16 protein-coding genes and 1 tRNA gene are annotated in these 12,257 nt (G+C 73.7%); 5 read left to right on the top strand and 12 right to left on the bottom strand.

What is annotated here, in order from left to right; genetic code table 11:
• The first annotated feature begins 112 nt into the window (after window positions 1–112).
• Window positions 113–760, top strand: coding sequence for a TetR/AcrR family transcriptional regulator (locus KPL57_RS42460; RefSeq protein WP_226356041.1), 648 nt, complete (start codon window positions 113–115; stop codon window positions 758–760).
• A 67-nt stretch (window positions 761–827) separates the two neighbouring features.
• Here the strand turns inward: KPL57_RS42460 and KPL57_RS42455 are convergent, their stop codons facing one another.
• From KPL57_RS42455 to KPL57_RS42435, 5 genes are all read right to left on the bottom strand, one after another.
• Window positions 828–1,031 carry a cold-shock protein gene (locus KPL57_RS42455; protein WP_020624259.1) on the bottom strand — a complete coding sequence of 68 codons (204 nt, stop codon included), beginning with the start codon at window positions 1,029–1,031 and terminating at the stop codon, window positions 828–830.
• A 147-nt stretch (window positions 1,032–1,178) separates the two neighbouring features.
• Window positions 1,179–1,550, bottom strand: a complete 372-nt coding sequence (locus KPL57_RS42450) for a hypothetical protein (RefSeq protein WP_226356040.1) — start codon at window positions 1,548–1,550, stop codon at window positions 1,179–1,181.
• Window positions 1,551–1,592: 42 nt separating this feature from the next.
• A complete protein-coding gene (locus KPL57_RS42445) occupies window positions 1,593–2,000 on the bottom strand; it encodes a hypothetical protein (protein WP_226356039.1) in 408 nt (135 codons plus the stop codon).
• A gap of 61 nt (window positions 2,001–2,061) precedes the next feature.
• Window positions 2,062–3,318, bottom strand: coding sequence for an alpha-hydroxy-acid oxidizing protein (locus KPL57_RS42440; RefSeq protein ID WP_226356038.1), 1,257 nt, complete (start codon window positions 3,316–3,318; stop codon window positions 2,062–2,064).
• Window positions 3,319–3,390: 72 nt separating this feature from the next.
• On the bottom strand, window positions 3,391–4,149 hold the full coding sequence (locus KPL57_RS42435) for an SDR family oxidoreductase (RefSeq protein ID WP_226356037.1): 759 nt from the start codon (window positions 4,147–4,149) through the stop codon (window positions 3,391–3,393).
• A 101-nt stretch (window positions 4,150–4,250) separates the two neighbouring features.
• Between KPL57_RS42435 and KPL57_RS42430 the strand changes: the two genes are divergently transcribed.
• A complete protein-coding gene (locus KPL57_RS42430; RefSeq protein ID WP_226356036.1) occupies window positions 4,251–5,093 on the top strand; it encodes a helix-turn-helix transcriptional regulator in 843 nt (280 codons plus the stop codon).
• A 12-nt stretch (window positions 5,094–5,105) separates the two neighbouring features.
• On the opposite strand, the gene KPL57_RS42425 is transcribed toward KPL57_RS42430, so the two are convergent.
• A complete protein-coding gene (locus KPL57_RS42425; RefSeq protein WP_226356035.1) occupies window positions 5,106–6,317 on the bottom strand; it encodes a cytochrome P450 in 1,212 nt (403 codons plus the stop codon).
• A gap of 71 nt (window positions 6,318–6,388) precedes the next feature.
• Here KPL57_RS42425 and KPL57_RS42420 point away from each other — a divergent pair, with 71 nt between their 5' ends.
• Together KPL57_RS42420 and KPL57_RS42415 are read left to right on the top strand one after the other, a co-directional pair.
• Complete coding sequence (locus tag KPL57_RS42420) at window positions 6,389–6,994, top strand: TetR/AcrR family transcriptional regulator (protein ID WP_226356034.1); 606 nt, start codon at window positions 6,389–6,391, stop codon at window positions 6,992–6,994.
• Between the two features lie 34 nt (window positions 6,995–7,028).
• Complete coding sequence (locus KPL57_RS42415) at window positions 7,029–7,454, top strand: PPOX class F420-dependent oxidoreductase (RefSeq protein WP_226356033.1); 426 nt, start codon at window positions 7,029–7,031, stop codon at window positions 7,452–7,454.
• 5 nt (window positions 7,455–7,459) lie between these two features.
• Here KPL57_RS42415 and KPL57_RS42410 read toward each other — a convergent pair whose 3' ends face one another.
• From KPL57_RS42410 to KPL57_RS42400, 3 genes are all read right to left on the bottom strand, one after another.
• Window positions 7,460–7,837 carry a hypothetical protein gene (locus KPL57_RS42410; RefSeq protein ID WP_226356032.1) on the bottom strand — a complete coding sequence of 126 codons (378 nt, stop codon included), beginning with the start codon at window positions 7,835–7,837 and terminating at the stop codon, window positions 7,460–7,462.
• A 108-nt stretch (window positions 7,838–7,945) separates the two neighbouring features.
• Complete coding sequence (locus KPL57_RS42405) at window positions 7,946–8,437, bottom strand: SRPBCC family protein (RefSeq protein ID WP_226356031.1); 492 nt, start codon at window positions 8,435–8,437, stop codon at window positions 7,946–7,948.
• A 175-nt stretch (window positions 8,438–8,612) separates the two neighbouring features.
• A tRNA-Asn gene (locus tag KPL57_RS42400) sits at window positions 8,613–8,684 on the bottom strand.
• A 174-nt stretch (window positions 8,685–8,858) separates the two neighbouring features.
• On the opposite strand from KPL57_RS42400, the gene KPL57_RS42395 reads away from it, so the two are divergent.
• Window positions 8,859–9,056 carry a hypothetical protein gene (locus KPL57_RS42395; protein WP_073577971.1) on the top strand — a complete coding sequence of 66 codons (198 nt, stop codon included), beginning with the start codon at window positions 8,859–8,861 and terminating at the stop codon, window positions 9,054–9,056.
• Between the two features lie 48 nt (window positions 9,057–9,104).
• On the opposite strand, the gene KPL57_RS42390 is transcribed toward KPL57_RS42395, so the two are convergent.
• The 3 genes from KPL57_RS42390 to dnaG are packed head-to-tail and all read right to left on the bottom strand — an operon-like array spanning window position 9,105 to window position 12,252.
• The gene (locus KPL57_RS42390; protein WP_226356030.1) at window positions 9,105–9,878 is read right to left on the bottom strand and encodes a trans-aconitate 2-methyltransferase; all 774 of its coding nucleotides are present in this window, start codon (window positions 9,876–9,878) and stop codon (window positions 9,105–9,107) included.
• The gene (locus KPL57_RS42385) at window positions 9,875–10,387 is read right to left on the bottom strand and encodes a hypothetical protein (protein WP_226356029.1); all 513 of its coding nucleotides are present in this window, start codon (window positions 10,385–10,387) and stop codon (window positions 9,875–9,877) included. The genes KPL57_RS42390 and KPL57_RS42385 overlap by 4 nt, the downstream gene beginning before the upstream one ends.
• Window positions 10,384–12,252, bottom strand: a complete 1,869-nt coding sequence (dnaG, locus tag KPL57_RS42380) for a DNA primase (protein WP_226356028.1) — start codon at window positions 12,250–12,252, stop codon at window positions 10,384–10,386. The genes KPL57_RS42385 and dnaG overlap by 4 nt, the downstream gene beginning before the upstream one ends.
• Between the last annotated feature and the right edge of the window lie 5 nt (window positions 12,253–12,257).

The following is a 12,257-nucleotide window of genomic DNA, read 5'->3' as shown; positions in this document are numbered from 1 at the left end:
GGCCGAACGAACGACCGCTCAACGAACCAGAGATGGGCCAGGTCACAGGTAGTCGTCAGACCAACCGCGACTAGCCTGTCCCGGACGTGGGCACGGGCAGTAGCATGCGGGCGTGACCGAGACCGAGAGCAGACCGGCACGGCGCACCGGCCGTCCGCCACTGACCGACCGCGCGACACTGCTGGCCGCTGCGCGCGAGCTCGGCTTCTCCGACCTGACGGTCGGTGCGGTGACCGCCCGGGTCGGCGTGAAGTACTCCACGTTCTACCGCCACTTCCCCAGCCTGGAGGCGCTCGTCGCCGCGCTGGTGGACGACGTGGTGACCGACGACGTCTTCCCCGCGACCGACGAGGGCCGGTGGCAGGAGCAGATGCTGGCGTTCGCGGCGGCGACGTTCGACGTGATGGCCGAGCACCCGGGGCTCGCCCCCGCGATGGTGCGGCTGCCGGAGTCCCCCGAGGCGGTGCTGTCGGCGTTCCGGCGGCTGACCGACCGGCTGCTGGAGGCGGGCTTCACCGCCGAGGACGCGGTGCTGGGCGCCTCGACCGCCATCCACATGGGAATGCAGCCGTGGCTGACGGCCAACTCCCTCGGCATCGGGGACGCGCGCCGGCGCGACCAGGTGCTGGAGTCGGCCGAGCCGTTCGACGCGCAGATCCGCTCGGTGTTCCGCGACCGGATCGACGACCCGCCGCGCAGCTGGACCCTGAGCCGCGTCGAGCTCGTCGTCGCCGGGCTGGAGACCCGCCTGGCGTCCTGACCCCCGACACGACGACGCCCGGGGTGCTTCGCGTGAGCACCCCGGGCGTCGGCGTCGGATCAGGCGGTCAGGTGGGAACGACCTGGTCCGCCTGCGGACCCTTCTGACCCTGGGTGACCTCGAAGGTCACGGTCTGCCCCTCGTCGAGGCTGCGGTATCCGGAGGACTGGATCGCGCTGAAGTGGACGAACAGGTCCTGCCCGCCTCCGTCCGGCGTGATGAACCCGTACCCCTTCTCCGCGTTGAACCACTTGACGGTTCCCTGTGGCATCCGGATGTCTCCTCGCGTCTTGCCGGTTCCTACGGGGTGGACATTAGCCGTACCGGACCCCGCCGTGCTACAGGCGACGTGCGATCGGGTACCGGCGCGTCGCGTCGAGCGTCCCTTTCGACCGCTTTTGCGGGGTCCCCGGGGCGGTCAGGCGAGGATCGCGGCCAGTACCAGCCCGCCGCTGGTCGCGACGAAGGACAGTCCGCTGACGACCCGGAAGACCGGGTGCCGGACGACGTCCGGTCCCCAGGCCATCGGCAGGAACAGCGCCGGGTTGACCCAGGTGCCGAACACCAGCACGGCCACGAGCCAGCCCGGCAGGTCCGGCGCGGCCAGCCCGACGGCGACCAGGATCAGCCCCATCAGCACGAAGTCGAGGTGCGCCTGCAACAGCCGGCGCGGTTCCACGATCCCGATCCGCCGCCACGCGTCGGGGCGGGTCACCGACACGACCACCGCCCAGCCCAGCATCGCACCGAGGGCGAGCTCGACGAGCCCGATCCGCACCATCGCGTCCATCCGGTGATCATGACGGTGGGCCGGCGACGGACCGGCACCGGCTCACCGGCGCGGGATCAGCCCGCCCGCGTAGAGCGCCCACGCCACCAGCAGCGGCTGCCCGGCCAGCCGCGCGGCGCGCTTCGTGTCGGTGTCGAGGCCGAACCCGTCGACGCGGTTGCGGTACTGGGAGACGTTGCCCGGGAAGATCGCGGTGAAGAACGCCGCGGCCAGGCCGCCGACCCGGCGGCGCTCCTTCGGGAGGCCGGCCAGCGCGGCGCCGAGCGCGATCTCGGCGGCCCCGGAGAGCAGCACGACGTCGTCGGTGTCCATCGGGACCCACGGCGGCACCTGGGCGCGGAACTCGCGGCGGGCGAAGGTGAGGTGCGAGGTCCCGGCGAACACCAGCATCGCGCCGAGCGCGAGGCGGGCGACGTCCTGCCGGGTACGGGTGGCCGTCGTGCGCGTCATGATCCGACCGTGCCACGGCCCGGGCGGGCGGGCGCGCCGGACCGCACCGCCGGGTGACCCGTCAGGGACGCTCGCGCAGCTCGATCCCGGCCGGAGTGGTGGCCCCCGCCAGCCCGCAGACCAGGTCGAGCTCGGCGACGACGTTCTGCAGCACCTGCGCGACGCCGCGGGCCCCGTCCAGGGCGAGCCCGTGCACGAACGGGCGCCCCAGCAGCACGGCGCGGGCGCCGAGCCGGACCGCGGTCGCGACGTCGGCGCCGGTGCGCACCCCGGAGTCGAGCAGCACCGGCAGCGCGTCGCCGACGGCGTCGACGACACCGGGCAGCGCGTCCAGCGAGGCGACCGCGTGGTCGATCTGGCGGCCCCCGTGGTTGGACACGACGACGCCGTCCACCCCGGCGTCGGCGGCGCGGCGGGCGTCGTCGGGGTGCAGGACCCCCTTGAGCAGGATCGGCAGCCGGGTCCGCGAGCGCAGGGTCGCCAGGTCCTCCCAGGACAGCCGCGGTCGCGAGTAGACCCGCAGGAAGGTCTCCACGGCCGCCCGCGGGACGGGCGAGCGCAGGTTGTCCCGGAACCGTCCGGGGGCGTTGCGGGTGATCTCGAGCAGGGTGCGCACGGCCTGCGGGGTGACCTTCGGCGGCGCCCCGGCCGACGGCGCGGCGAGGGTCTGTTCGACCAGGCCGCGGAACACCGGGTCGGAGGTGTACTGGGCGATCCCGATGCCGCGGGCGAAGGGCAGGTGGCCCAGGTCGAGGTCGCGGGGGCGCCAGCCGAGCATCGTCGTGTCGAGGGTGACGACGACGGCGTCGCAGCCGGAGGCCTCGGCGCGGCGCAGGAAGCTGTCGACGAGCTCGTCGGAGGTGGACCAGTACAGCTGGAACCAGGTGGGGCCGCCGACGGCGGCGATGTCCTCCATCGGCGTCCCGGCCTGGTTGGAGATCACCATCGGGACCCCGGCGGTCGCGGCCCCGCGGGCGACGGCGAGGTCGGCGCCGCGCCGGACCAGGTCCAGCGCGCCGATCGGGGCGAGGAGCAGCGGGGCGGGCAGCGTGCGGCCGAACAGCTCGACGCTCAGGTCGCGCTCGCCGACGTCGCGCAGCACCCGCGGCACGATCTCCCGGCGCGCGAACGCCGCTCGGTTGGCGCGCATCGTGGTCTCGGCGCCCGCGCCACCGGTGACGTAGGCGTCGGCGCGCCGGCTCATGGCCCGCCGCGCGCGACGCTCCAGCTCGTCGGGACCGGTCGGGACCCGGGGACGGGCGCCGGAGACGCCGTCGCGGTAGATCCGATCCTGCCGAGCCCGGCCCGGTGCCGTCATGGCGCCCTCCCCCGTCGTCGCGCGGTCAGCCTACGGACCGCGCCGCCGGTCCCGGGCCGGTGCGGTGCCGGGTCAGTGCGGGTCGGCCGCGTTCAGCCGGGCGACGACGTCGGCGTACTCGCCGCGGGCCTCCGCGCGGCGCAGCGGCAGCACCCGCTCGACGAGGACCTCCCCGCCCGGTGTCCCGGCCTCGAGCAGCGCGAGGACCTCGGCGACGAAGTCGTCGAGCGGCATCGCGATCGGGCTGTCCTGATGGCCGGGCAGCAGGTCGGTCGCCACCGACGGCGGCACGATCTCGACGAGCTCGACGGTCGTGTCGGCGAGCTGCAGGCGCAGCGACTCGGTGAGCATGTGCACCGCGGCCTTGGTGGCGTTGTAGCTGGGCGTCGCGGCGAGCGGGACGAACGCCAGCCCCGACGACACCGTGACGACCGACGCGACCGGCCGTCCCCGCAGGTGCTCCACGAGCGCGCCGATCAGCCGGATCGGGCCGAGCAGGTTGGTGGCGACGACCTGCTCGGCCGAGGCCAGGAAGCCCTCGGGGCCGTGCCAGTCCTCGACCCGCATGATCCCGGCCATCGCGACGAGCACGTCGAGGTCGGGGTGCCGGTCGAGGACCTCGGTGACGGCCTTCGTGATGCTCGCCGGGTCGACCGTGTCGATCTCGACGGCGTCGAGACCGGGGTGGGCGGCGACGAGCTCGTCGAGCAGGTCGCGGCGCCGGCCGCCGAGGACCACGGTGTTGCCCCGCTCGTGCAGGGCCAGGGCCAGTGCGAGTCCGATGCCACTCGTCGAGCCGGGGATGAAGACGGTGCGTCCGGTGATCTGCATGTCCCCACCGTCGCCGCGCGGCGGACGGGACGGCAGAGACCGGTCATCGGGGGATCACCGGTCCCTGGTTGCCCGGCGGGTCCCCGCGGATACTCGGCGGCGTGGACCGTGCAGCCCTGGCCGACTTCCTGCGCCGGCACCGCGCCGGCCTCCGCCCCGGCGACGTCGGGCTCCCCGACGGCGCGCGCCGGCGCACGGCGGGGCTGCGCCGCGAGGAGGTCGCGACGCTCGCGGTCATGTCGGCCGACTACTACACGCGGCTGGAGCAGCAGCGCGGACCGCAGCCGAGCGAGCAGATGCTGGCGTCGCTGGCCCGGGCGCTGCGGCTCGGCACCGAGGAGCGCGACTACCTGTTCCGGTGCGCGGGCCGGAACGCGCCGGCGTCGGGCCCGGTGTCCGATCACGTGGCCCCGGCACTGCTGCGGGTGCTGGACCGGCTGCACGACAGCCCGGCCCTGATCCTGACCGTGCTCGGCGAGACGCTCGTGCAGAACGACATGGCCCGGGCGCTGTTCGGGGACCACACCCACCACACCGGGCTCGCCCGCAGCGAGGTCTTCCGCTGGTTCACCGACCCGGACGCCCAGCGCCTGTACCCGCCCGCCGACCGGCCCCGCCAGAGCCGCGCGCAGGTCGCGACGCTGCGGGCGGCACTGGCGATGCTCGGGCCCCGGTCGCGGGCCGGGGAGCTGGTGGGGGTGCTGTCGGAGCGCAGCCCCGAGTTCGCCGCCCTGTGGGAGCTGCACGAGGTCGGGCGCCGGTTCGCCGACCACAAGACGCTGCTCCACCCGGAGCTCGGCGAGCTGGAGGTGGACTGCCAGGCGCTGTTCACCGAGGACCGGTCCCAGGCGCTGCTCGTGCTCACCGCGGCGCCGCGCAGCGAGACCGAACGGCGCCTGGAGCTGCTCCGGGTGATCGGCAGCGAGCAGTTCAGCGCGGGCTGAACCGGGTACCGGTCATGCGTGCAGGCGCACCGGGAGTGCCGTGAGCGCGTGGATCAGCGTGCTCTCCCGGTGCTGCCCGGGGGCGCCGGCGAGCGCCATGTCCGGGAACCGCGTGAGCAGCGTCCGGAACGCAACGTCGGCCTCGAGGCGGGCCAGCGGGGCGCCGAGGCAGTGGTGGATGCCGTAGCCGAACGCGAGGTGCCCGGAGGTGTCGCGATCGGGGTCGAACCGCTGCGGGTCCGGGTAGCGCCCGGGGTCGCGGTTGGCCCCGATCAGCGAGACGAGCACGACCTCGCCGGCCGGGATCGTCACGCCGGAGTACTCGACGGGCTCGTCGGTGAAGCGGATCGTGGCGAGGTTGACCGGTCCGTCGTAGCGCAGGAACTCCTCGACCGCCTGCGGCACCCGGTCGGGGTCGGCGCGCAGCCGGGCGTGCTGGTCGGGGTCGCGCAGCAGCGCCAGCACGCCGTTGCCGATGAGGTTGACCGTGGTCTCGTGCCCGGCGACCAGCAGCAGGAACGCCATCGCGGTGACCTCGGTGGGGCTGAGCGAGTCGCCGTCCTCCGAGGCGCGGACGATCTCGGACAGCATGTCGTCGCCGGGGTGGGCGGACTTGTCCGCGACGAGCTCGGACAGGAACTGCGCCATCGACGCGGCGGCCGCGGCGCGCTCCTCGTCGGGGCCGCTGGAGAGCAGCAGGTTCGACCAGTGCCGGAAGTCCTCGCGCCGCTCCCCCGGGACGCCGAGGATCTCGGAGATGACCGTCATCGGCAGTGGGAACGCGAAGTGGTCCAGCAGGTCCAGCTCGGGGCCCGCCTGCTCGGCGGCGTCGGCGAGCTCGGTGGCGATCTGCTCGATCCGCGGCCGCAGCCGGGCGATCGCGCGGACGGTGAACGCCCGTCCGACCAGCTTGCGCAGCCGGGTGTGGTCCGGCGGGTCGGCGTTGAGCATGTGCCCGACGAGCGAGTCGGCGAACTGGCGGATCGAGGTCGCACCGTGCCGCTGCAGCACCTCGGGCAGCCGCCGGGAGTCCTTCTGCAGCCGCGGGTCGTTCAGCGCGGCGCGGGCGTCGTCGTAGCGGGTGATCATCCAGAACGTCAGCCCGTTCGGGCCGGTCGCACGGGTGACCGGACGCGCGTCGCGCAGCTCGCGGTAGAGCGCGTCGGGGTCGTCGAAGAAGTCCTGGTCCAGCCGTACCGGCCGGGTGTCGTGGTCGATCGTCATCGTCCGCTCCTCGTCCTGGGTGACCTCGGCTCTCGCCAGGATTGCACTCCTCGTGCAAAAATGCACTCGTGATGAAAGGGACGGAGCGGCGGCCGTCGGCCCGGGAGCGGAACCGGCGGTCCATCCTGGACGCCGCGCAGGCCGTGCTGCGCGAGGATCCGGACGCCTCGCTCGACGAGGTCGCAACCCGCGCCGGCGTCGTGCGGCGCACCGTCTACGGCCACTTCACCAGCCGTCACGACCTGGTGGTCGCGCTCGTCCGGGCGGCGTCGGCGGACTTCGTCGAGCAGGTCGGCGAGGTCGACCCCGACGCAGCCGACCCGGCCGGCGAGCTCGCAGCCACCCTCCTGCGCACCTGGAGCACGTCGCGGCGCTACGGCCCGGTCATCGCGCTGGCCCGCCGGACCGCCGACGACGAGATCCGCGCCGCGATGGCGCCGTTCCACACGATCATGATCCGGCTGCTGGAGAACGGGCAGCGGGCCGGTGTGTTCTCCCGGCACGTCGCGGCCCCGGTGCTGGCCGAGGTGCTGCAGGCGGGGTCGATGGCCTACCAGCACGCCGCGCAGGACGGACGGTGGGACGGCGACGAGGCCGACGTCGCCCTCGGGCACCTGCTGACCCTCGGGGTGCCGGAGGCCGAGGCGCGGGCCGCGGTCGCGCGGGCCACTACTTGACCTGAAGTTTCGTTCAGGTCCTAGGTTCAGCGGCATGTTCACCGACGAGGAGATCGCCTACCTGCGCAGCCGGCGGATCGGGCGGCTCGCCACCGCCCAGCCGGACGGGACGCTGCAGGCCAGCCCGGTGGGGTTCGGCGTCAACACGAGGCTGGGGACCATCGACATCGGCGGCTTCCGCATGGACCGCAGCCGCAAGTTCCGTAACGTCGCCGCGAACGGGCAGGTCGCCTTCGTCGTCGACGACGTGCTGTCGACCGACCCGTGGCGGGTGCGGTTCGTCGAGATCCGGGGACGGGGCGAGGCGCTGACGGAGCCGACGGACTCCGCGGGGCAGTCGGCGGGGTCGGGACCGATCATCCGGATCCACCCGACGCGGATCCTCACCCTCGCGCTGTCACCCGAGGATCAGCAGGTGGATCCGCACGAGGCGGGGATCCGGGCGCGCGACGTGGGGTGAGACCGCTACAGCAGCGCGTCGATCTCACCGCGGTGGAACGCGAGCGGTGTGGTGGGGAATCCGTACCGGTCCTGGTGCCGCGTCCCCGAGCCGCACCACCCGCAGCGGCCCACCGCGTCGTAGACCGCCCGGCCCTCCAGCTCGGCCCGGCGGGCCGTGACCGCACGGTCGGCGCGGGTGGGCCGCGGGGCCGACCGCCGCGCGGGGCTCGCCGACGAGCGGCCGGACAGACGCGAGTACAGCCAGATGCCCGCCACCGGCAGCGCGACCAGACCGGCGGCGACGACGACCCACTGCAGGATGCCGATCACCGTGCCGACGACGAGGACGGCGAGCACGACGATCCCGATCGCCTGGGCGAGCTTCAGCACGACGTTCGACATCGCGGGTCCTCCACGTCCGGTGTGGGTGGTTGCGGTCCCGATGTCGGATCGCCGCGATGCCGCGTTACACCGCCCCGGCGGGCCCGTGCACCGTCGCGCGCGGCGCGGTCAACCCTCCGCGTCACGGACGTCGGCACCCCGCTCGGCGAATGCCACGAAGTCCTGCATGTGCAGTCGTGACTGCCGGCGGAAGACGCCGCGCAGGAGTGGCGCCGCCAGTCGCATGGACAGGCTGCTGAACCGGTACTCGTTCTCGCTCGTCCAGAGCGTCGTCCCCGGACCGGCCTCGGTGAACCGTTCCCGAGCGGCACTCCACATACCGTCGGCGACGATCTCACGTTCGAAGTGGACGACCCTGTCCGCCGGGATCCCGTTCAGGTCCGCCGGTTCCCGGCGCGTGATGGTCTCGACGGCCTCCATCTCCTGCCCTCCCGTCCGCAGCACGACGCGCGACCGGGTACCGACCTCCCCGTGCAGTCCGTCGATGGGCTCGTGCAGCACCAGGCCGCGCAGCCATCTCGGCAGGTGGACGGGGTCGGCGAGCAGCTGGACCACGCTCTCCCGCGGCAGGGCGATCTCGGTCGAGACGGTGTACCTCACGGCGGGTGCTCCAGGGGCTCCGGACGAAGGGTGCACACGCTAGTGACCGTGACCACGGGCGTCCACGACCGTCGGATCGTCCCCGGAGACGGAGCGACCCCCGGAACCATCGGTGATGGTCTCGGGGTTCGATCGTGAGTGGCTGCCCGGGTCACCTGACTGACCTCGGGAAATGCTCCTCCGATTGGACTCGAACCAATAACCGCCCGATTAACAGTCGGGTGCTCTGCCATTGAGCTACGGAGGACCGTTCATGCCGTTCCGGATGGTGTTCCCGGCGACGAGAAGAACTCTACAACACCCCGTACAGCCCTCTCGCAACCCCCCGTTCGGCCGCTGTTCCCGCAGGTCGGAGCCCCATCCGGGTGGCGGTCGGACAGCGGCCGCGGTCCGGGTACGGTCGCGGTCGGAGGTGAGGGGAATGGTCAAATTCCTCGTGGGTGTCGCCGTCGGGTACGTCCTCGGCACCAGAGCCGGTCACGAGCGCTACGAACAGCTCGTCCGTGCCTATCACCGGGCGGCGGACCATCCCGCGGTGCAGGGCGCCGCGGGCGTCGCGCGGGCGGGTGTCGAGGGTGCGCTCGACAAGGTGCGCGGCGGCCAGAACACCGGGCACTGAGGGCTCGCCCCGTCCCGTGACCCGTCCCCGGGTCACGGGACGGGCGGGTCAGCGTGTGCGGGCGACCGCGAAGACGCGGCGGAACGGGAACCAGGTGCCGCCGTCGGCGCTCGGCGGGTAGGCCGCCCGCAGCCGGGGCGCGAGCTCGCGGACGAACGCGTCGTAGGCGTCGTCGTCGAGGGCGTCGCGGACCGGGCGCAGAGCGGTGCCGGAGATCCAGCGCAGGACCGGGTCGTCGCCGTCGAGCCGCTGCAGGTAGGTCGTCTCCCAGGCGTCGACGTCGGCGCCCGCGGCGGCCAGGATGTCGGCGTAGCCGAGCGGGTCGAGCACGGTCTCGTTGCCGCGCAGCACGATCCGGTCGCGCCACTGCGGGAGCGTGGCGACCTCGCGGGTCTGCACGTGTGAGGGCGCGTCGAAGTTGCCGGGGACCTGCACCGCGATCCACGCGCCGGGCGCCAGCGACGCCATCCAGCGGCGCAGCACCTCGGGGTGCTCGGGCACCCACTGCAGCACCGCGTTGGTCAGGAGCACCCCGGTGTCGCGGGGCGGGGTCCAGTCGCGCACGTCGACCTGCGCGGCGTCGACGCCGGCGGCGCGGGCCGCGGCGACCATGTCCGGGGAGGAGTCGAACGCCTCGACCGTCGCCGTCGGCCAGCGGCGGGCCAGCAGCCCGGTCAGGTGGCCGGGGCCGCAGCCGGCGTCGACGACCCGGGTCAGCGCCGGGTCGGTCTCCCCCACCCGGGCCAGCAGGTCCAGGAACGGGCGCGAGCGGTGGTCGTCGAAGGCGCGGTAGAGCTCCGGGTCCCAGCTGGTCGTGGTCACGGTTCGTCCGGGAGTCGTGCGGCGATGCCCTCCGCCAGCCTCCGGGCGGCGACCGGGTCGGTCCCCGGGTCGGGGCGCACCTGCAGGACCAGCCCGTCGCGGCCGGGGACCCGGCGCTGCAGCACCCAGACCCCTCCCCCGGGCAGCTCGCGCCGGTTCCGGGTGCGGATGGACTGGGTGACCCGCTCCTGCACCGCCTGCGGCACCTTCCCCGGGTCGGTGAGCCGGAACCGCAGCGGGCGCCCGTCGGCGAGCAGCTCGGTGCCGGGGGCGATCTGCTCGGCCGAGGTCGGCGTCACGACCAGGCTGACCTTGTCCCAGGTGGCCTTCGCGATCTCGTGCCAGCCCAGCCGCTCCCCACCGGGCGGCCAGATCCCCCACGAGGTGACCACGAGCATCCCGTCCGGGGCCTGCGCGGTGGCGACGACGGCCTCGGAGTCGGCGAGGGCGTCGGCGACCGCGTCGGGCACCGGCTCGCGGCCGAGCAGCCGCGCCCAGAAGCCCGTCACGACGCGACCCCGGACGCCTGCTCGCGCAGCTGGATCTTGTACTGCTCCAGCGGGACGAGCACGCCGAACAGGTCCATGTACTCGTCGTGGTCGGTCTCGGCGTTGGTGCGCTGCAGCTGCGACTTGAGGTCGGCGATCTCGCGCTCGACCAGGCCGAGCCGGACCCCGGCGAGGACGCCGTTGACGTAGCGGACCTCGTCGGTGTTGCGCTTGGGGAGCTCCAGGTTCTCCACGGCCAGCTCGCTGACCAGGCGCTTCACGTCGTCGCCCGCACCCTCGGCGACGACGGCGTCGAGCCAGTCCGACCCGTCCAGCCCGGCGCACACCCCGCCCGCGGCCATGATCGCCCGGTGCACCGCGGCCAGCTGCGGGTGGGTGAACCCGGCCTCGGGCAGCTCGTCGAAGCCGGGTCCGACGACGCCGGGGATCTGCAGCGCCGCCTTGAGCGCCTCGCGCTGCAGGTGCAGCTGGGTGTCGTCGCGCTTCGGGGCGGGCAGCGGGGCGCGACGCCGGGAGCGGCCCCCCTCGGGCGACACCCCGGCGCTCTCGCGCACCCGTCGCACGACGACGGCGATGTCGTCCCAGCCGACCCAGCCGGCCAGCCGTCGCGCGTACTCGTCGCGCAGGTCCTCCCGCTTGATCTGCGCGACCAGCGGGACGGTCCGCTGCAGCGCAGCGACCCGGCCCTCGGCGCTGGCGAGGTCGTGGCTGCGCAGCTCGGTGCGGATGGCGAACTCGAACAGCGGCTCGCGCCGGGCGACGAGGTCCTTCACGGCGGCGTCGCCGTGGTTGTTGCGCAGGTCGCAGGGGTCCTGACCGTCCGGGGCGACGGCGACGAAGGTCTGCGCGGCGAAGTTCTGGTCGCCCTCGAACGCCTTCATCGCGGCGCTCTGCCCGGCCGCGTCGCCGTCGAAGGTGTAGATGACCTCGCCGCGATCGAAGGAGTCGTCGCCGATCAGCCGGCGGATGACCGAGACGTGCTCGGTGCCGAACGCCGTGCCGCAGGACGCGACCGCCGTGGTCACCCCGGCCAGGTGCATCGCCATGACGTCGGTGTAGCCCTCGACGACGACCACCTGCCGGGTCTTCGCGATCTCCCGCTTGGCCTGGTCGAGACCGAACAGCACGTGGGTCTTGCGGTAGACCGGCGTCTCGGAGGTGTTGAGGTACTTGGCCTCGATGCCGTCGTCGTCGAACAGCCGGCGCGCGCCGAAGCCGACGACGTCGCCGCCCAGGTCGCGGATCGGCCACAGCAGGCGCCGGTGGAACCGGTCGATCGCGCCGCGCCTGCCCTCCTTGGAGATGCCGGCCTTGATCAGCTCGTCGAGCGCGAACCCCTGGGACAGCAGGTGCTTGGTGACGGTGTCCCAGCCGGCCGGGGCGTACCCGCAGCCGAACTTCTCCGCGGCCGCGGTGTCGAAGCCGCGGTCGGCCAGGAACTGCACGCCCGCGCGGCCCGCGGGGGTGGCGAGCTGCTCGGCGTAGAACGCCTGGGCCTTCTTGTTGATCTCCAGCAGGCGGCTGCGGGTGCCGCGGTCGCGCTGCACCGAGGACCCGCCGCCCTCGTAGGTCAGCCGGACCCCGCACCGCTCGGCGAGCCGCTCGACGGCCTCGGGGAACCCGATGACCTCCATCTTCATGACGAAGTCGATGACGCTGCCGTGCTCGCCGCAGCCGAAGCAGTGGAACGTGCCGTGCGAGGGGCGGACGGTGAACGACGGGGACTTCTCGTCGTGGAACGGGCACAGGCCCTTCAGCGAGCCCGCCCCGGCGCGGCGGAGGGCCACGTACTCCTCGACGATCTCCTCGACCCGCGTGCGGTTGCGGACCTCGGTGATGTCGGCGTCCCGGATCCGTCCTGCCACGCCGG

The organism is Pseudonocardia sp. ICBG601 (assembly GCF_020496245.1).
The sequence above is the reverse complement of the archived record's forward strand: the minus strand, read 5'-3'. Positions and strand labels throughout refer to the sequence as shown.

Coding starts and splice junctions, on each gene's coding strand:
- KPL57_RS42455 (WP_020624259.1), bottom strand. CDS start 1,031: ATGCCACAGGGAACCGTCAAGTGGTTCAACGCGGAGAAGGGGTACGGG.
- KPL57_RS42450 (WP_226356040.1), bottom strand. CDS start 1,550: ATGGACGCGATGGTGCGGATCGGGCTCGTCGAGCTCGCCCTCGGTGCG.
- KPL57_RS42445 (WP_226356039.1), bottom strand. CDS start 2,000: ATGACGCGCACGACGGCCACCCGTACCCGGCAGGACGTCGCCCGCCTC.
- KPL57_RS42440 (WP_226356038.1), bottom strand. CDS start 3,318: ATGACGGCACCGGGCCGGGCTCGGCAGGATCGGATCTACCGCGACGGC.
- KPL57_RS42435 (WP_226356037.1), bottom strand. CDS start 4,149: ATGCAGATCACCGGACGCACCGTCTTCATCCCCGGCTCGACGAGTGGC.
- KPL57_RS42425 (WP_226356035.1), bottom strand. CDS start 6,317: ATGACGATCGACCACGACACCCGGCCGGTACGGCTGGACCAGGACTTC.
- KPL57_RS42420 (WP_226356034.1), top strand. CDS start 6,389: ATGAAAGGGACGGAGCGGCGGCCGTCGGCCCGGGAGCGGAACCGGCGG.
- KPL57_RS42415 (WP_226356033.1), top strand. CDS start 7,029: ATGTTCACCGACGAGGAGATCGCCTACCTGCGCAGCCGGCGGATCGGG.
- KPL57_RS42410 (WP_226356032.1), bottom strand. CDS start 7,837: ATGTCGAACGTCGTGCTGAAGCTCGCCCAGGCGATCGGGATCGTCGTG.
- KPL57_RS42395 (WP_073577971.1), top strand. CDS start 8,859: ATGGTCAAATTCCTCGTGGGTGTCGCCGTCGGGTACGTCCTCGGCACC.